This is a genomic window from Thermosynechococcus sp. PKX82, assembly GCF_031583255.1.
Classification (GTDB): Bacteria; Cyanobacteriota; Cyanobacteriia; order Thermosynechococcales; family Thermosynechococcaceae; genus Thermosynechococcus.
The window spans coordinates 1-18,404 of record NZ_CP134169.1; the positions used below are offsets into that span (position 1 = coordinate 1).

Consider the following 18,404-nt stretch of genomic DNA (forward strand, 5'->3'; position numbering starts at 1 on the left):
GTGATTAGCTCTGCCGAAGATCTCTGGCACCAAATTTTGGAGCGGTTGCAACTGTTGCTCAGTCGCCCGACGTTTGAAACTTGGATTAAGACAGCAACGGTGCAGTCCTTTGATGGCCAGACCCTGACGATTTGCACCCCCAATCCCTTTGCCCGCAATTGGCTGCAAAAGTACTATTTGAAAACCATTGCCGATGTGGCACGGGAAATTGTCGGTGAGGCGGTGGAGATTGAGCTGGCGATCGCCCAAGGGGCAGAGCATGACACCAGCATTCGCCCCACCAGTCGTGCTGAAGTAGAGGCTACCACCCCGCCCGCTCGTCATCGCGGCAGTGAACTGAATCCCAAGTATGTCTTTTCCCGCTATGTCGTTGGCCCCAATAATCGCATGGCCCATGCGGCCTGCTTGGCAGTGGCGGAATCACCGGGGCGGGAGTTTAATCCTCTCTTTCTCTGTGGCGGCGTTGGCTTGGGCAAGACCCATCTCATGCAGGCGATCGGTCACTATCGCTTGGAAATTGATCCCAATGCCAAGATTTTCTATGTCTCGACCGAGCAGTTTACGAATGATTTGATTGCCGCCATCCGCAAAGACAGTATGCAGAGCTTTCGCGAGCACTATCGGGCGGTGGATGTCATGCTCGTGGATGATATTCAATTTATTGAGGGCAAGGAATACACCCAAGAGGAGTTTTTTCACACCTTCAATACACTGCACGAGGCCGGTAAGCAGGTGGTTTTGGCCAGCGATCGTCCCCCCAGTCAAATTCCCCGCCTGCAAGAGCGCCTCTGCTCCCGCTTTTCCATGGGGCTGATCGCCGATATTCAACCCCCGGACTTGGAAACCCGCATGGCCATTCTCCAGAAAAAAGCGGAGTACGAAAATATCCGCCTGCCCCGCGATGTGATTGAGTATATTGCCGCCAGCTACACTTCCAATATTCGGGAACTAGAGGGGGCACTGATTCGAGCGGTGGCCTACATTTCCATTTCTGGGTTGCCGATGACGGTGGAAAATATTGCCCCCGTTCTGAGTCCAGCCATCCGCAAAATTGAGACCTCCCCAGAGGTGATCCTGAATGTGGTCTCTGAAGCCCTGAATGTGTCTATTAGTGATCTCAAGGGCAACTCCCGCCGTCGCGAAATTAGCATGGCGCGTCAAGTGGGTATGTATCTGATGCGCCAATACACGGGCTTGAGTCTGCCGAAAATTGGTGAAGAGTTTGGCGGCAAGGATCACACCACCGTCATGTATAGCTGTGACAAGGTGGCCGAACTGCAACGTACCGATCCAGAAATGGGCAGCCTGCTGCGACAACTCAGCGATCGCATTAACTTGGCCAGCCGTCCCACAGAGCCATAGTGCGCAGAGCCTTCCTATGCCAAGATAAAAACAGTCTTGAAAGGGGTATGAATGCACATCCTCATTCCCGCCGCCGGCATGGGTAAACGCATGGGGGCAGGCCACAATAAACTGCGCTTGCAACTCTTGGGTAAACCCCTGTTGGCATGGACATTGGCAGCGGTGGCTGCTGCGGAAGCGATTGAATGGATTGGCGTTATTGGCCAGCCAGAGGATTTTCCCACTTGGGAAGCACTCCTTGGGGACTTGAACCTACGGCAGCCCGTCCAGCTCATCGAAGGGGGTGAGACCCGTCAAGCCTCCGTTTTTAATGGGTTACAGGCACTTCCCGAAAGGGCTGAGCAGGTGCTGATCCACGATGGTGCCCGCTGCCTTGCCACCCCCGATCTGATCAACCGCTGTGCCCAAGCCCTAGAGACCTATGCCGGACTCATTGCCGCCGTGCCGGTCAAAGATACGATTAAAATTGTCAACCATGAAGGGGTTGTTGTCCAAACCCCAGAGCGGGACTCCCTGTGGGCGGCTCAAACTCCCCAAGGCTTTCGCGTCGAGCCGTTGCGTATTGCCCATGAAATGGCGGTGGTCAAAGGCTGGGAAGTTACAGATGATGCTGCCCTCTTTGAACGCCTGGGCTATGCCGTACATATTGTCTTGGGCGAAGAAACCAATCTCAAGATCACCACTCCCAGCGATCTCCCCCTTGCAGAACGAATCTTGCAGCATCGCCGGGAGCAAGGCCAAGGGGACACGATGCCCTAGGCCAAGGTTTCGGGACAGTAGCCCAAGCCTTGAATGAACTGCTTGCGAAACGCTTCGATGTCATCGTAGTTGGGGTAGCCGTGGGAAACAATCGCCACTTGATAACGGCGCATCACATCCACCATTGACTGTCCGGTTTCCAGTGCCCACAGTGCCATTTTCAGCGAAATCCCCGGTGTGTAGGGGAATCCCAATTCGTTCAAGAAGGCGCGGAAATTCCCTGCTTGTTCGTTGGAGAGGGGCGAATGCATTTTAATGCGAATCACCCACCCATCCACTTGATGAATGACTGTAACAAACTGTATTGGTAGCTTGGCGTATTCATGCAAGAATTGCACAACCCGCAGGGTAAGGCTGGCATTGCTGAGGTGATAGATGAAATCCATGGTGTTGACCTCTTACCCTTGATACTTTTATTGTCGGTGGCACCTAGAGCGATCGCCTAGGGGAATTGTCCGCGATTTGCTGGGGGAACCCCCCTATCCTCAAGATTGAGATAATCGCTGCTGCGGCGTGCCACTGAGCAGATCATGGGCTGCCTGCAAAATCCTTGGAATCTTCTGCCGATGGGGACTCTTTTGCAAACAGGGGTCTAAATCCAAGTGCTTGACTTGGGCTGCATTGGCTCCAGGAAACCAGTGGCCGCCGTTGCCAAGCAAGTTATAGCGCATCCGCGCATAGTCCAGCAAATCGTAGGCCTGCACCAGATTCCACAGCCAGAGAATGGTGGGGATATTCACCTCACCGGGGGTGTGGCGATAGTCGGGCAATCCCTGATGCCAAGTGTGGTACCAGTCTTCCCCCAACCGCTCAATGGCGGCTTGCTCCAGTCGCGCCAAGATCGGCGGCAAAATTTCAGCGGCCTGATCCAACAGATCGAGCACCTTGAGATGCTCATCAAAATCACTGGGGCGAGCAGCACCGACACTCAGGGTATGCACTTGGGGATGGGAGAGGCAAAACAGATCGTTAAAGACCATTGGGCTTAAGGGGGCACACAGTTCCACTAGGCGTTGGGGTGGTTTGTAGAGCATCCCCCCCTTATCCGCAGGGCTAATGATAAAGACGCCCATATCCCGCGCTTGGGCATCGAGGATGGCGGGCCAATTCTGCTGATTGATGTAGTACCAGTGCAGATTGACGTAGTCAAAGGCATCGCTGGCGATCGCCCGGCGGATCACCTCCAGACTGCCGTGGGTAGAAAAGCCAATGAAGCGGATCTTTCCTGCCGCTTGCCAGTCCCGTGCCACCTCTAGGCATCCCCCCGGTCGCAGCACCTGTTCCAGATGCTCTGGCAAATTAAGGCCATGAATTGCCAGCAAATCGATGTAGTCCAGCCGCAGATTACGCAGCGAGGTTTCCAAGGTTGCCCGAAATTCCTTGGCGGTGGGTCGCGGCCCCACTTTGGTTTGCACGATCAGCTTTTCGCGAGGCAGCCGCGGCAGAATTTTGCCCAACTGCACTTCTGAGGTGCCATAGCCACGGGCGGTTTCAATATGATTAATGCCTAGCTCGACGGCTCGGCAAATCGTCGCCTCTAAACTGCGTTGATTTTCTTCTGGAATCGTACTCGGGCTGACATCCTGCCATGAAAACTGATAGCGCATGCCGCCACAGGAAAAGACAGGCATTGGTAATTGGGTACGACCAAAGCGACGGTAGCGCATGTTGAACTCAATGAACGTTTCTTCATCATTGTCGCGGAATTCCCGATCCTGCGCTAACGGGGGCATGAGGGGCTGAGGCAGCGGCACTGAAGAGAGTATCCCCAACATCCCTTGGTTTGGGCTAGGCTGGAAAAAAATGACAGCAATTATTTTGTATGTTCCAAGGGAAAAGCAATTCTCTCCTGCCTCTACTCCTTTCCTTGCTGGCCACCCTCGGCCTTTTGGGCATTGGTGCAGGGCTGGTGCTTCGCCTCATCAATAACGGCGAAATCATTGGCAATGGTGGTCTCAATCTCGGAACCAAGGGTCAATCCACGTTTACCCAAGTCAAGAATGTCCCCAGTGGTCTTTTTAATTATGGCGGTAGCACCACTTGGGCACCCATTCGCCGCGATGTGGATCCGCTGCTGCAAGCGGCTTGGCCCAATTTTCAACTGCGCTATGTGGATCCGCCCACAGGAACGCCGGGGTCGGGCAGTGGGATCCGCATGTTACTGAATCATCAATTGTCTTTCTCCCAATCTTCCCGTTCCCTCAAGGACGAAGAGCTAGCCAAGGCAGCGGCTCAGGGTATTAAATTAACTGCCATTCCTGTTGCTATTGATGGGCTGGCGATCGCTGTCAATCCGAGGCTAGAAATTCCCGGACTGACGGTGCAACAAGTGGTGGATATTTACACCGGCAAAGTAACCAATTGGCAGCAGGTGGGCGGCCCCAACCAAAAGATTACCCCCTTCTCTCGCCGTCCGGAAGATGGTGGTACCGTTGAATACTTTATTCAGGAAGTGCTAGGGAAGCAGCCTTTTGGTCGCAATGTGGTCATGGTTCGCGATACCACCGATGGCCTACGGCGCGTCGCCGCGACACTGGGGGGTATTTATTATGCCTCTGCGCCGGAGGTCGTGGGTCAGTGCAGCATCCACCCGCTTCCCCTCGGCCGCCAAGCCAATGAGTACGTGCCTCCCTATCAAGACCCCTATGTTCCCCCTGAGCAGTGTCCCCAACAGCGCAACCAACTGAATCAGCGTGCATTTCAAGAGGGGACGTATCCCATCACCCGCCGCCTATTTGTCATTACCAAGGAGGACAATAGCCTCGATGCCCAAGCAGGACGTGCCTACGCTGCACTCTTGCTCACGGATCAAGGGCAAGCCGCCATTGAAAAGGCAGGATTTGTGCGCCTGCGCTAGCGATCGCCCACTGAACAGGGTTTTGGCTGAAATCAATATTCTGGCACCGCCACCCCAGATAATAGATCTGGCCACCTGCTTCTTAATCTGAATCCATGACCTACAAGCGACTCAGTGACAGCGAACGCCAGCGTGTCTTTCAACAGTACACCGCCGGACAAACGATCAAAGCTCTAGCAGCGGAATTTGGTGTGAGTGAAAACACCATTCGGCGTGTGATCAAACAAATGGAAGAAGAAGCGGCTGCCCCTGAAGCTCCCCTATTGGCGGTGGCTGCAACGGATGACATGCCAGAGGAAGAGGATTTAGAAGATGTAGAGACGGCAGAGGCCGTTGTCCTCGATGAGGATGACTACAGTGATGCAGAGGATGACGATCTCGAAGATGACGATGACGAGGAACTTGAGGGGGATATTCCCTTACCGGATCTCGCCGATGTAGAAGTGGTGCAGTCGGTGGAGGTCATTCCCCTTGCAGAAGCAGTGCTGCCCCGTCCTTGTTATGTTGTTGTGGATCGGCGGGCGGAACTGCTCACCCGTCCCCTAGAAGCCTTTCGCGGTTTAGGTGCCCTCTCTAGTGAGGAAGCGCAACAAAGTACCCTACCCATTTTCGATAGCCGCCCCGTGGCTCTACGCTATTCCCAGCAAAATCAACGCCTCTATAAGGCCAGTGATGTCCAGTGGCGCAAGACCGTTGTTAAGGTACCCGACGGCGAAATGCTGCGGAAAGTGCGCAGCTATCTTCAGTCCAAAGGGATTACCCGCTTGCTCTACCATGGACGAGTGTATGCCCTGGATTGAGGTAAGCTAGGGGGGGACAGCCCTTTTCTAAAACGTGGGGTTCCTCAAGGAGTAGTGATCAACCATAGCTTTGGCTCTTTCCAGAGTCTTGCGTACCTTGTGAAAAGGGCTGTTATCACGAGTGGGGGTGTCTCCCTTTCAGTGTTGGTAGATTAGGTAAAACCGATATGAAAGCAATGATCTTGGCGGCTGGAAAAGGCACGCGGGTACGCCCGATTACATACACCATTCCGAAGCCAATGATCCCAATTTTGCAAAAACCGGTGATGGAGTTTTTGGTAGAACTTTTGCGGCAGCATGGGTTTACTGAAATTATGGTGAACGTTAGTCACCTAGCCCACGAAATTGAAAGCTATTTTCAGGATGGCCAACGCTTTGGTGTAGAGATTGCCTACTCCTTTGAGGGCTATATCAAGGATGGCGAACTCGTGGGCAAAGCCCTAGGCTCTGCGGGGGGGATCAAGCGAATTCAAGATTTTCACCCCTTTTTTGATGACACCTTTGTGGTGCTGTGTGGGGATGCCCTCATTGACTTGGATTTGACGGCAGCGGTGGCTTGGCATCGCCAAAAGGGGGCGATCGCTACCGTGATTATGAAAACAGTCCCCAAAGAGGATGTCTCTAGCTATGGCGTCGTCGTCACCGATAAGAGCGATCGCATTATCGCTTTTCAAGAAAAACCTAGCGTTGAAGAAGCCCTGAGCAACAATATCAACACGGGAATTTATATTTTTGAGCCAGAAATTCTCGACTACATTCCCTCCAACCAGGAATACGACATTGGCAGCCAGCTGTTCCCTAAATTGGTGGAAATGGGTGCCCCCTTCTATGGCCTAGCAATGGACTTTGAATGGATTGATATTGGTAAAGTCCCCGATTACTGGCAAGCGGTGCGCGGCGTTCTTGAGGGCACAATTAAAAATGTCTCGATTCCCGGCCATGAGCAGTTCCCCGGCATTTATACCGGGCTGAATGTGGCGGTCAACTGGGATAAAGTCACAATTCAAGGCCCTGTATACATTGGCGGCATGACCAAGATTGAAGATGGGGCAACGATTATTGGGCCGACGATGATTGGCCCCAATTGCCACATTTGCAGTGGTGCTGTCGTCGATAACTGTGTGATTTTTGAGTATTCCCGCCTTGGTTCGGATGTGCGTCTTGTGGATAAGCTGGTCTTTGGCCGCTACTGTGTTGACAAAACAGGGACAACGATTGATCTCAAGGCCGCTGCCCTCGATTGGCTAATTACCGATTCACGGCAAACGGATATTCAGCCGAGTCCCCTCGAGTTGAAGGAGATTGTGTCCTAGACCCCGCTATACACCCATGACATTTGCGAATCAGTTGCAAAGCGGTTTTACCCTTTTTCTGAGCCTACTGGTGGAGGCAGTGCCGTTTCTGCTGCTGGGCATTTTGCTCTCTAGCGTGCTGCTGCTATTTGTAGATGAGCAGGCGCTCATTCGTCGCTTGCCGCGATCGCCCCTGCTGGGAGCCTTGGTCGGCAGTTGCATTGGCTTTCTTTTTCCAGTGTGTGAGTGTGGCAATGTGCCGGTGGCGCGGCGATTATTGGTGCAAGGACTGCCTACATCCGTGGCCATTGGTTTTTTGTTGGCAGCACCGACAATCAACCCGATTGTGATTTGGGCAACGTGGACGGCCTTTCGTGATCAACCGGAAATTGTCGTCTTTCGTGTCCTCTTCTCACTGGCGATCGCCACCATTATTGGCTGGGTTTTTAGTTTCCAAAAGGATCTAACCCCCTTTTTGCAGCCCACCGTCACCAGTCTCATGCGTCGTCCCCAGCCTCAAGCAGCCACTATACCGGCCTTGCTCCAGTCAGGCACCTACCTGTTGGGAACCCCCGGCCAACCCCTTGCCATGGAAACTCTCACGCTTGCGCCACCGACTGCAACGATGCCTTGGCAGCAGCGTCTGCCCCAAGTCCTGGAGAATGTGGTGCAGGAATTTCGCGAATTGGGGGGAATTTTAGTCCTCGGTAGCCTAGTGGCGACTCTTATTCAGGTGGCGGCTCCCCGCGAACTCATTCTCAGCCTTGGCCAAGGGCCGGTGATCTCGATTGTGGCAATGATGATCTTGGGCACAGTGATTTCCATTTGCTCGACGGTTGATGCCTTTTTTGCCCTTGCCTTTGCTGCCACGTTTACGCCGGGGTCAATTCTCGCTTTTCTTGTCCTCGGACCGATGGTGGATCTCAAGGGGCTGGGATTACTGCTGACGATTTTTCGCCCCCGTGCTCTAATTTACCTCTTTCTGTTGGTGGCACAATTGACGTTTTCCCTTTGTTTGTTTTTGAATTTGCAGTGGAGTTAGCCGTGGTTGTTAAGCCAGAGTGGTTACGGGTCAAAGCACCCCAGTGGCAGCGGGTCGGTTCCGTCAAGGAACTGTTGCGGGACTTAAACCTCAATACCGTTTGCGAAGAGGCCTCTTGCCCCAATATTGGTGAATGTTTCCATGAGGGAACGGCGACATTTTTAATGATGGGGCCAGCTTGCACCCGCGCTTGTCCTTACTGCGATATTGATTTTGCGAAAAAGCCACTGCCCTTGGATGCCACTGAACCCCAGCGACTGGCGGAAGCAGTGGTGCGAATGCGGCTCAATCATGTTGTCATTACCTCGGTAAATCGGGATGACTTGGCTGATGGTGGTGCCTCTCAGTTTGTGGCCACGATTCAGGCTGTGCGGGCGCGATCGCCCCAAACAACCATTGAAGTGCTCATTCCCGATCTCTGTGGCAATTGGCAGGCCTTAGATCAAATTCTCGCCGCCAGTCCCGAAGTGCTGAACCACAACACCGAAACCGTGCCCCGTCTCTATCGGCGGGTGCGTCCCCAAGGCAACTATCAGCGCAGTCTGGAACTGCTGCAACGGGTGCGCGATCGCGCCCCTTGGATCTACTCAAAGTCAGGCATGATGGTGGGTTTGGGAGAAACCCCTGAGGAAGTGGCGGCAGTGATGGCGGATCTGCGTCAAGTGGGCTGCGACATTCTCACGATTGGCCAGTATCTGCAGCCGAGTCCGAAACACTTACCCGTGCAGGATTTTATTCCACCAGAGCAATTTGAAGCATGGCGGCAGCTTGGCGAATCCATGGGCTTTTTGCAGGTGGTCTCCTCTCCCCTCACCCGTAGTTCCTACCACGCCGAGCAGGTGCGTGCCCTGATGCAACAGTATCCCCGCCAGCGTCCTGCAACAAACCTCCTCGGATAAATTTATTGCAATTTAATCGCAACTAAGCTAGGCTAAGCAATAGGAAAAATCTGCATTAAAAAACCCCCTTGGGTGGGGGCGTTTTATGGACAACCGTGATCTTGCATTAAGGTTCGTTAACCTAAATTGCGAAAGACTACGCCTTCAGGCTGTCGTTGGCCAAGAAATGACCAATGTGGTAGGCACGCTCCTCCGTTTGCAGCAGGATTTGGTCATAGAGGTAGGCAGTGGCGCGATCGCCCAAACTCTCTGCTTGGGTAGCCTGTTGCCGCAGAACACCAATGATTGCCTGTTCGGCCTGCAAATCATTAGTGAGCATTTGGCGGCAATTAAAAGCCCCCTCCGGTTCAGGGGTAAAGCAGCAGAGCGTGGCCAACTGTTGAAAACCGGCCACAGGCACGCCCCCCAGACCATTCAGACGTTCACCCAAGTCATGGACGTGACCTTGCACCTGTTCATAGCAGTCTTGGAAAAACTGATGCAGTGGATAAAATTCTGCCCCCTCAACCACAAAATGATGCTTTTGGTACTGCAAATACAGGGCTTGAAAACTGGCCAAGAGGCGATTCATCCCCTCACAGATGGGCGTGGTGGTGGCTTTCTCCAGCAGTACAACTGTATCTTTCATCTCGCCAAAGGCTTGGCGCGGCAATGCACTGGTCGTCATAGCACGATGCTCCTTTGCGGACACTAGTGAGCTAACCAACTTAGCTCTGACAGCCCGATCCTAAACTACCTTTCTGTACATTTTCAATAGTGGAGTGCTTATTGAATGTCTATAAACCCCCACCTTATTGCAGTTCAGTGGCAATTACGCTGGCCAATCTACCAACGGTTGATTGATCTAGAGGTGCCCTGTGACTATGCTCCCTATCAACCCCTGAGGGTCGAGGTCAACTCCCCCTTAGCTGCCTTACAGGTGTGGTCAGTGGTGCGCCAAGTCTCTGCCCCTCGCGAGACCTTGATAGACTGGCTCGAAAACTGTTGGCAGTACTCTTTGACCACCTTGAGTGAGTATCACAATCCTGCTGAGTCCTAGGGGAATGTACAACCAGCGGGTGGTGCAGCACTGAATATGGCAGGCGTGATATTGGTAACTGTTCCTGCTCCAGTTGTGTTGATGACTACACCACCATTGTTCGGGGTGAGACTAAGAGCATTAACAACACGGAAGATGACAGGAGCATTCTGGGGTCGTAAGCGGAAACCTGCACCACTTGTTTCGACGTTACTAAATACGTTTGCACACAGTGTTGCATTATTATCAGCCCGCAGCTCTAAACTTCGCGTGGCAGGATTCCCTTGAGTGAGGGTGTTATTGTTGACTGTGGCATTGAGGCGAGAAGTATTCTGAGCACGCAGTCGCACTGCTTCACCACCAGCTGTTGCTTGGATACTGTTATTGCTAACCTCAAGTTGCAAGCTAGCATTGTTAGTGGTATCGATTTCTATCCCGCGATCGCTGACACCAGAAAGCTGATTGCCAACAATTCTGACCCGTGCCGGTGTTGGATTGGCAGCATTCGTGGTGAACTCAATGTCAATGCCGTCATTACCATTGCCAATATTTTGGATTACATTATTTTCAATGTTTAGTACCACTTGTCCTGCACTGTTGGACTCTAGCGTGATGGCATCATCATTGAGGATGTTGCGTATCTCATTGTTGCGAATTATGATGTTTGCGCTGGGAGGTGCAATTGGAGCCGCACTGCTGACAATATCAAACGTCATCCCCGCATCAGAAATATTGTTAACCACGTTATTTTCTAGAACGGCTGTGAGGTTGGCACCATCGCCAATATTGAAGTCAATGCCATCACTGCCGTCGGTACCTGTACCAATGTTGCGAATCTGATTGTTCCGAACGATAACAGTTGCACTCGCGGGAGCCGCACAGTTCGCAAACTGATTGTCACTGAAACGGTCAGCCACAGCAAAGCTATCGCCACGGCAGAGGTTAAATTCAATTCCATCCACACGATTACCTGGCGTCAAGTTGTTTTCAGTCACGTTATCTTCGATGGTAATGTTGGCGTTGCCACGATTGTTGCGAATGAAGATGCTAGCTTCGAGGTTAGTATCTGTTGCTGTTTGGCCAACATTACGGACAGTGTTGCCACGAATAGTTACATTTCCAAGGGCATTATCTAGGCCAATTCCCTCACCAATACCACCATTAACAGTGTTATTTTCAATCGTTGCGTTGGTGCTTTCAGTAATACTGATGCCACGGCGGTTAAAGGCAGGGGCAGTTGTGCTCGTAATTGTAACGGTATTATTGCGAACCACAGGGGATTCAGCATTGACTAAAATGATGCCACTGCCATTGGTACTCGTAATTTGGTTATTGGTAATTTGTACACCAGTACTATTCGTTATACTGATGCCGTTGGCATTGATGGTTGTAATTTGATTGTTGAGAATACGCGGTGGATTGACGTTATTACCAATAATCGCAGGTTAGCCGGCAGGCGGTGTAATATTGAAGCCATCAATTGTATTATTCTTAGCTAAAACAATAGTGGCAGCTATAATAGGCTGTTGGTTAATCGGTGTGAGCGCAGGAATAGTAATCGTTCCAAGTGTACTAGGAAGTTGTCGATTCACAGTTGCTGAAAGCAGTTGAACTCCATCTTGGAGATTAATAATGCCTTGACCTGCGGTATTGCCATCCGTATCGGCAACACCAACCAAGACAATGTCATTTTGAGCAAGGGGTAAATCATTAATACGGGCAGCGCTACCTGCTCCAGTATCAACTGTAAAAACTCGATAGGGTTGACCTATGGCAGGATTAATTGCTGCAATTTGATCCTGAACCAGTTCGTTATCAACGGTAATAAAGCTGAGACGCTCTGGAGATTCACCTAGACGGGCTGCTACATTTTGACCCTGTTCTGGAGCACGGCGGCGACTACCTGCGACACCGGGAAAAGAAACCCCAATTCCAAACCAAGCTTTCGTGCCAAAGCGATCATCATTTTGCACTGTTGCACTGAGGCTGAGGTACTCAATAGGGCGGGTAGCTAAACGGGCACGGACGCCAACAAAATCAGCAATACTCTCACCGCTGTAGTAGTATAAACCTGCGTAACCCCGCAGATAGTCTTTACCTAATGGAACCAATCGGGTTCCTACTTCAAAGTCAAAACCCGTCAGCGCTTCTTGGAAAAGGCGATCGCGATCAAGAAGAATCTGGTTGTTTTGAATGGTGCCGATTGAACCCACTGCTTGATTGAGAAGGACTTGCCGAGTCCCTAGGGGGATATAGCCGTTTATACGGACATCAACATCTCCCAAGAGTTCCAGACCAAGCCCAAGCTGGTTAAAACCTGCATCTCCCGTGTTGCGAAAATCGTAGGATAGGTAGCCACCAAGGGCAAATTTCTGATTGCCTGTCAGGGCACGGTAGCCAAGGGTCAAATTGTACCCCAAGGCTGTATTGGGCGTGGCCATGAGGAGTTTGCCTTCAAAGAAGCCGACGCTAGCACCCTGCTGTTGAAAGAACGGAATAAATGTTTCTGCACTGAGGTAGTGATCAAAACCAGCGCCTTCACTATTGAAGCGAATCGTTCCACGGGGCTGGATTCGAGGCCCTAACATTTCCTCTGCTGATGACTGGCCAACGGCTGCATTGTTCAATCCCAAAATGATGCCCAAGCCAACTAGGCAGCTTCCTAGAAGCTTCCCCCAAGAACGCATATACACTCCTCAACACACAATTCGGCAGTCACACCTCACCTGCGACTGCTTTTTGTTCCTCGACTCAAGATATTGGCTTGTATTTAAGTGGCGATAAAGATTTGTTTAGCTGAACGTTAAGGAATTAAACGCAACAATCGGCCATTTTGGGCATCGTCGGTGAGAACGTACAGGTAACCATCGGGGCCTTGGCGCACATCCCGTACCCGCTGACCTATTGGAATGCGCCCTTGGCTTGCAACAGCATTGTTGGTATTGACTCGAATTTTGCGCACATCTTGGGAGACGAGACCGCCGGCAAAAAGGGCACCTTGCCACTGGGGAGCGCGATCGCCCCGATAAACTGCTAGCCCTGAAGGCGCAATGGCCGGTGTCCACACCACCAAAGGATCCACCATTCCCGGCCGGCGCCGCTCTGGGGTAATTTCTGCCCCCCAATACTCACGGCTATAGGTGACCACTGGCCAACCATAGTTGGCACCACGTTCAATGCGATTGAGTTCATCACCACCAAGGGAGCCGTGCTCCGTTGACCACACCGTTTCTGTGACTGGATCAACCACCAGTCCTTGGATATTGCGGTGGCCGTAGCTCCAGAGTTCGGGGGTGGCCGTGGCATCGCCCACAAAAGGATTGTCCTCCGGCACAGTGCCATCGTCCCGCAGGCGAATAATTTTGCCCAAATGACTGCGGCGGTTTTGGGCTTGCTCGCGAATTAATTTGCCTTCCAGTTCAATTGGGGGATTGCCGCCATCGCCAATGGCCATGAGCAATGTGCCGTCGGGGAGCCAAGCCAAGCGGGAGCCAAAATGCTGTGCCCCAGTTTTCGCTTGCGAGACTTCAAAGAGAACTGTCACCTCTTCAAGGCGATCGCCCACCAGACGCCCCCGTGCTAGGCGAGTACGATTCGCGGATGCTGTGCCATGGGCATAGGTAAGATAAACCCAATTGTTTTCAGCAAAGCGGGGGTGAAGGGCGACATCCAATAAGCCCCCTTGGCCTTGGCCAAAGACCGGCGGCACGCCACGAATAGGTGAACCCAAACGCCCTTGGTGAAATCGCCGCAACCGTCCGGGGCGCTCAGTAATCAACGCACTGCCATCCGGCAGCCAAGTTACTGCCCAAGGATGCTCTAACTCTTCAACAACGGTTTCAATGCGTACCGCCAGTGTTGGTGGTGGCTGCGATTCTAACAGGGGTTCAGCGGTTGATAAGGGTAACGGGGTATCCGACTGCGCAATGGGACTACAGCCTAGGAATACCCCGATCGCCCCCATGAGGGGGAGTAATTTGACAAATCGATAACTAGGCAATGGGTGTCACATCTTCAGAACGCTCTGCACCTTCAGACTCCGGCAAGACCACCGGCAGTTCCAAAGAGGCAGCATCAGAAGCAGGGGTCGGGGCATCCGTTTGCTGCCGCCGTTGCCAGAGGGTCACCCCCACTGCCGCTGCTGTAATTGCACCTGCACCCAGTCCAAGGGCGATCGGCAGCTTGCTGCTATCGAAGAATGAGGAATTACTCAGACTTTGATGACTTAACCCTTTCGCATAGGCACAGGCTTGGGCAGAACTGGGTTGCGGCATTGCCACCAAAGTGGCAGACAGACCAACGGTCAGGGCAATGAGGGGACGCAACATAAACGACTCCTTAACGAATGTATTCTTTGAGGACACTGTTGCGGTTGGGATGGCGCAGTTTCCGCAGGGCCTTGGCCTCAATTTGGCGAATGCGCTCACGGGTGACATTAAAGAGTTGACCAATTTCCTCCAACGTTTTCATGCGACCATCGTCCAAGCCATACCGCAGTTTTAACACATCTCGCTCGCGGGGGCTAAGGGTGCACAATACCGTTTCTAAATCTTCGCGCAGCAGGTGCTTGGACACTTGATCTTCAGGGGTTTCACCGTCGGATTCAATGAAGTCCCCCAGACGGGAATCCTCTTCTTTACCGATAGGGGTTTCTAGGGAGATGGGCAGTTGTGCCGATTTGGCAATGAAGCGCAGTTTTTCAATGGTCATTTCCATGCGATCGGCAATTTCTTCCTCAGTGGGTTTGCGCCCCATTTCCTGTGAGAGGAGTTTAGTGGTTTTCTTAATCCGCGAAATGGTTTCGTACAGGTGCACAGGCAGACGAATGGTGCGGGATTGATCGGCAATGGCACGGGTAATGGCTTGGCGAATCCACCAGGTGGCGTAGGTGGAAAATTTATAGCCCTTTTCGTGGTCAAATTTCTCAGCAGCGCGGATGAGCCCTAGGCTGCCCTCTTGAATCAAGTCCTGAAAGGATAGCCCCCGGTTCATGTATTTTTTGGCGATCGACACCACCAGTCGCAGGTTCGACTGCACCATTTTTTCCTTGGCTTTGCGACCCACAAATAAGCGATGGCGAAAGGCTTGCACGGTCATACCCAGCTCTGTAGCCCAAGGCTCAGGATTGCGCTCTAGCTCTTCAGGGGTACAGCCGAGTTGTTGACACAGGCGATCGCGCACTCGCTCCATTTCTAGGAGATCGGCAATTTTGCGCGCCAATTCAATTTCCTCGTCGGCACGCAACAGACGAATGCGGCCAATTTCTTGCAAATAGAGGCGTATCGAGTCCTCGGTGTAGTGTTTCTTCTTGACCTGTGTCCGCCGTCGGCTGGCACGACCTTTTGTGGGCTTGTCGTCAAGATCGTCGCTGACCTCCTCAAAGTCTTCGCTCTCCTCCTCTTCTTCGGCCTCTACAGCATCAAGGCCATAGTCACTGAGTAGAGCCACCTCATCCTCAAGGGGGGCTGTTGCGGGGTCGTAAACGTCAAGTACATTCGCTTGGGTCATGCCGTTGTCCTCGTAAAATCTCCCTAAATGTGTATTGTCAGTGTGTTGTCGGCAACCGTTGCCTTTGGTGACGCTAGAATCGTCAGCCACATTTCAATCATGGAATGCAGCCAAGGAAAGCGGTTGGACGGGGGCATAGGCTCTAGATTCCACATCCTCAGGATCTCTGCCGCTGGATCATCTTGAAAAATTTCCTGTGTGACCCACGGGGTCAGGGAGCAGGCAGTAGCGAGCGGTTGAGACTGTGCAGGAATCTTTTGACTAATTTTAACTAAAACCTCATTGATTGTAGCCTTTCTAACAGAAATCGCCCACAGCAAAGGGATAAATTTTTCGGGAATTCAGGGCTAGCGATCGCTCGCGTCAACAACCGCTAACAAATTCTAATTTGCTATTCTCAGATAAAATTTCTATCCCTGCTGAGGGAAATTTCTTGCTTCTAGCCTAGCTAATTTATTGCCGTTCCGCCGTACCCGTTACGTTTGATCACGAACGATCACGAAACGCCCGAATCGTGGCTTGCAGTGCCTGAGTGCCCCTGACATCACTGCTGTAATAAAACCGCAGGGGAATTACCTGCCCATTCTGTAACTCCAAGGCCAAACGAGCTGATACTCTGCCCTTCTTACCACGGGAGAGCTGTACGACGACATCCTTGAGGTCATGCCAAGGGAAGGTTTTCTTTTCTGTCCTGAGAAGACTGCTATATTGCAGCGATACCACGCCTGCACTTTTATCAAAAACCAGCACCAGCACCTTGGCTTCGATAAAGATTAGGGGTAAGCCTAGACCCCAGCCAATAGCTAAGATCAAAAATCCCCACCAGTGGTTGTCTTCCACTAATGTTAAAGGGGGATGTTGCGGCTGCTGCAAAAAGCGACGGATGCGTTCGGCAACGGCTTCCCGATTCTGGCGATCGCGGGTAAATTCACCAAAGGCAATAGAACCCGCGGCGGTTTGTAGGTGCACCTGATAGACACGGTAGCGTCGTCCGCGACTAGAGCGCCACTGCTCGATAATGCCCACCCCTTGGAGCCGATTCAGGGGAATTTGGGTGATCTGTACCCCCGTTGCCCCAGAGCGCACCCAGCGACAGCGACTATCAATAACGCGAACCTCATGGCGGCACACCAGCTCATAGCGGGCTGCAAACCAAATCGGTACAGCAGCACCAACACAGAATATCAGACCTGCCAGCCACACCCCCCAAGGGCGACTGCGCAAAATCAGCCGCTGCTGAGACTTCTCGATAATTTCCATGCCCCTATTCTAGGGGGTCGGATTATTGGCATGGGCCTCTTGGAAGATCACCTGACGTCGCAGCACCTCTTCAATCGTCACATCAGGTTCAGGCACCCCCTTGAAGGCAGTCCCCACCTCTAGGCGAATAAACTGAATGCCTGCCAAGCGATAGCCTTCGGGCGTAAGGGGAACATACCCGACCTTGGGAACGACCGTCGGTGCCTGCTGGATGTAATACTCAACAAACTGTCGCAGCAGGGGCTTGTCTTGGGCATATTTGGCATTGACATAGAGGAAGAGGGGGCGCGAGAGGGGCTGGTATGTACTGTTTTGCACCGTTTCCACTGAAGGCGGAATTGCCCCTCGGCCATCATTGACGGGCACAGCTCGTAGCCGATTCTGGTTGGCCATGTAGTAAGCATAGGGAAGGTAACCAAGGGCATTCACATCCCCGGCAATACCCGCTACGATTTCGTTATCGTCTTCGCTGGCTTTGTAGTCGGTGCGAGAGCCGCGCTGATTGCCAAGAATCGCCTCGTTGAAATAATCAAAGGTGCCTGAATCTTGACCTGGTCCCCAGAGCACAATGGGTGCATTGGGAAAGTCGGGACGTAATTGGTTCCAGCGAGTGAGCTTTTGCTCCGCCGCTTTTTCCCAGAGTTTTTTCAGCTCAGCCACAGAAATTTCCTTGAGCCAAGTATTTTGGGGATGGACAGCGATCGTCAGCGCGTCAAAGGCAATGGGCAATTCAATAAAGGGGACACCATTGGCAATGCACTCGTTCATTTCAGTAATGAGGATCGGGCGAGAGGCGTCACTAATATCCGTTTTGCCGCTACAAAAGGCGCGAAAGCCAGCAGATGTCCCTGAAAAAGCAACGGCAATATCGGCCTCTTGACCATTGGGCGTGGTCTTAAACCCTTCGGCGATCGCCCTGGAAATGGGATAAACCGTGCTCGATCCATCCACCCGAATCACCTTGAGCATTGGGTCATTAGATGCCGCCTCCATTGTGCAGCCCACAAAGATGATGGCCAAAAGGGGTAAAACGCCGCGCCTCAATTGCTGAAACTGCATCACTCAAGCCTCACTCTAAAAATGACGGATATTGCATCAATTAGAAAATTGGTGAATTCAACTATTTCCCCACTAAAACAAAATCACTAAAAACGATGAATAACTTGCCAAAACTATTTATAAATAAAACTTCAAAGATGAGTTATTAATATAAATCCTTCTAAAGTTAGTAACTTGAATTCAAAGAATTGAGACTTAAAAAGTCTTATCTTAAGGTATTTCGTTAGCCCTTCTCCCTAGAGAAAGTATTGTTGAGAACACCCTAGCGATAATCTTAGGCTGCCTTTGGTCTCAGGAACCTAGAGATTAAGAAAATTTTTATAAATTGCTTCCTTGAAAGTATTCCTCACTACACCCAGCGGAAAACTAAGCTTAGACTGCCCTACCCAAGCTTTGGTTCAGATCGACAGAGACTGCACAATAATAAAAAAACTTAATTAACAGATGGAGTCGTTCTTAACCTAACCTTTACATCGTTCCCGTATTATCGCCCTAGCTTGTCTTTGAGTCGCGATAGATTTGTCGTTGCTATCGAGCAAGCTGTCATA

18 protein-coding genes are annotated in these 18,404 nt (G+C 51.8%); 8 read left to right on the plus strand and 10 right to left on the minus strand.

Annotation, left to right across the window (positions count from 1 at the left end):
• Both dnaA and ispD read left to right on the plus strand, forming a co-directional pair.
• The gene (gene dnaA / locus RHH53_RS00005; protein WP_206200529.1) at nucleotides 1-1,362 is read left to right on the plus strand and encodes a chromosomal replication initiator protein DnaA; all 1,362 of its coding nucleotides are present in this window, start codon (nucleotides 1-3) and stop codon (nucleotides 1,360-1,362) included.
• Between the two features lie 51 nt (nucleotides 1,363-1,413).
• Entirely contained in the window at nucleotides 1,414-2,121 is a 708-nt protein-coding gene (gene ispD / locus RHH53_RS00010; RefSeq protein WP_302678509.1) for a 2-C-methyl-D-erythritol 4-phosphate cytidylyltransferase, read from the plus strand.
• Here the strand turns inward: ispD and RHH53_RS00015 are convergent.
• Nucleotides 2,118-2,507, minus strand: coding sequence for a hypothetical protein (locus tag RHH53_RS00015; RefSeq protein WP_206200531.1), 390 nt, complete (start codon nucleotides 2,505-2,507; stop codon nucleotides 2,118-2,120). The genes ispD and RHH53_RS00015 overlap by 4 nt on opposite strands.
• 99 nt (nucleotides 2,508-2,606) lie before the next feature.
• Nucleotides 2,607-3,788: an aldo/keto reductase gene (locus RHH53_RS00020; protein WP_315863536.1), complete on the minus strand. Its 1,182-nt coding sequence runs from the start codon at nucleotides 3,786-3,788 to the stop codon at nucleotides 2,607-2,609.
• A 155-nt stretch (nucleotides 3,789-3,943) separates the two neighbouring features.
• On the opposite strand from RHH53_RS00020, the gene RHH53_RS00025 reads away from it, so the two are divergent.
• The 5 genes from RHH53_RS00025 (at nucleotide 3,944) to lipA (ending at nucleotide 9,011) form a co-directional block, all read left to right on the plus strand.
• Nucleotides 3,944-4,978, plus strand: a complete 1,035-nt coding sequence (locus RHH53_RS00025; RefSeq protein WP_310437769.1) for a PstS family phosphate ABC transporter substrate-binding protein — start codon at nucleotides 3,944-3,946, stop codon at nucleotides 4,976-4,978.
• 95 nt (nucleotides 4,979-5,073) lie between these two features.
• Nucleotides 5,074-5,778 carry a helix-turn-helix domain-containing protein gene (locus RHH53_RS00030; protein ID WP_206200533.1) on the plus strand — a complete coding sequence of 235 codons (705 nt, stop codon included), beginning with the start codon at nucleotides 5,074-5,076 and terminating at the stop codon, nucleotides 5,776-5,778.
• 167 nt (nucleotides 5,779-5,945) lie between these two features.
• Nucleotides 5,946-7,091 carry a sugar phosphate nucleotidyltransferase gene (locus RHH53_RS00035; RefSeq protein ID WP_206200534.1) on the plus strand — a complete coding sequence of 382 codons (1,146 nt, stop codon included), beginning with the start codon at nucleotides 5,946-5,948 and terminating at the stop codon, nucleotides 7,089-7,091.
• Nucleotides 7,092-7,107: 16 nt separating this feature from the next.
• Nucleotides 7,108-8,112 (plus strand): permease, encoded by a 1,005-nt coding sequence (locus RHH53_RS00040; protein ID WP_206200535.1) that lies wholly within the window; start codon nucleotides 7,108-7,110, stop codon nucleotides 8,110-8,112.
• A gap of 2 nt (nucleotides 8,113-8,114) precedes the next feature.
• The gene (gene lipA / locus RHH53_RS00045) at nucleotides 8,115-9,011 is read left to right on the plus strand and encodes a lipoyl synthase (protein WP_302678512.1); all 897 of its coding nucleotides are present in this window, start codon (nucleotides 8,115-8,117) and stop codon (nucleotides 9,009-9,011) included.
• A gap of 136 nt (nucleotides 9,012-9,147) precedes the next feature.
• Here the strand turns inward: lipA and RHH53_RS00050 are convergent, their stop codons facing one another.
• Nucleotides 9,148-9,678 (minus strand): Dps family protein, encoded by a 531-nt coding sequence (locus RHH53_RS00050; RefSeq protein WP_206200536.1) that lies wholly within the window; start codon nucleotides 9,676-9,678, stop codon nucleotides 9,148-9,150.
• Nucleotides 9,679-9,783: 105 nt separating this feature from the next.
• Between RHH53_RS00050 and RHH53_RS00055 the strand changes: the two genes are divergently transcribed.
• Nucleotides 9,784-10,050, plus strand: a complete 267-nt coding sequence (locus RHH53_RS00055) for an Asr1405/Asl0597 family protein (RefSeq protein WP_302678513.1) — start codon at nucleotides 9,784-9,786, stop codon at nucleotides 10,048-10,050.
• On the opposite strand, the gene RHH53_RS00060 is transcribed toward RHH53_RS00055, so the two are convergent.
• The 7 genes from RHH53_RS00060 to RHH53_RS00090 form a co-directional block, all read right to left on the minus strand.
• Entirely contained in the window at nucleotides 10,047-11,468 is a 1,422-nt protein-coding gene (locus RHH53_RS00060; protein WP_310744271.1) for a right-handed parallel beta-helix repeat-containing protein, read from the minus strand. The genes RHH53_RS00055 and RHH53_RS00060 overlap by 4 nt on opposite strands.
• A 6-nt stretch (nucleotides 11,469-11,474) precedes the next feature.
• The gene (locus RHH53_RS00065; protein WP_310743892.1) at nucleotides 11,475-12,674 is read right to left on the minus strand and encodes a hypothetical protein; all 1,200 of its coding nucleotides are present in this window, start codon (nucleotides 12,672-12,674) and stop codon (nucleotides 11,475-11,477) included.
• A gap of 158 nt (nucleotides 12,675-12,832) precedes the next feature.
• Nucleotides 12,833-13,993, minus strand: a complete 1,161-nt coding sequence (locus RHH53_RS00070; protein WP_206201547.1) for a PQQ-dependent sugar dehydrogenase — start codon at nucleotides 13,991-13,993, stop codon at nucleotides 12,833-12,835.
• A 28-nt stretch (nucleotides 13,994-14,021) separates the two neighbouring features.
• Nucleotides 14,022-14,357 (minus strand): hypothetical protein, encoded by a 336-nt coding sequence (locus RHH53_RS00075; protein WP_206200539.1) that lies wholly within the window; start codon nucleotides 14,355-14,357, stop codon nucleotides 14,022-14,024.
• A 10-nt stretch (nucleotides 14,358-14,367) separates the two neighbouring features.
• Nucleotides 14,368-15,537 (minus strand): RNA polymerase sigma factor RpoD, encoded by a 1,170-nt coding sequence (gene rpoD, locus RHH53_RS00080; RefSeq protein WP_310453054.1) that lies wholly within the window; start codon nucleotides 15,535-15,537, stop codon nucleotides 14,368-14,370.
• 486 nt (nucleotides 15,538-16,023) lie between these two features.
• Nucleotides 16,024-16,797: a PH domain-containing protein gene (locus RHH53_RS00085; protein WP_310437773.1), complete on the minus strand. Its 774-nt coding sequence runs from the start codon at nucleotides 16,795-16,797 to the stop codon at nucleotides 16,024-16,026.
• A gap of 9 nt (nucleotides 16,798-16,806) precedes the next feature.
• Entirely contained in the window at nucleotides 16,807-17,859 is a 1,053-nt protein-coding gene (locus tag RHH53_RS00090; RefSeq protein WP_399373003.1) for a PstS family phosphate ABC transporter substrate-binding protein, read from the minus strand.
• Nucleotides 17,860-18,404: the final 545 nt, after the last annotated feature.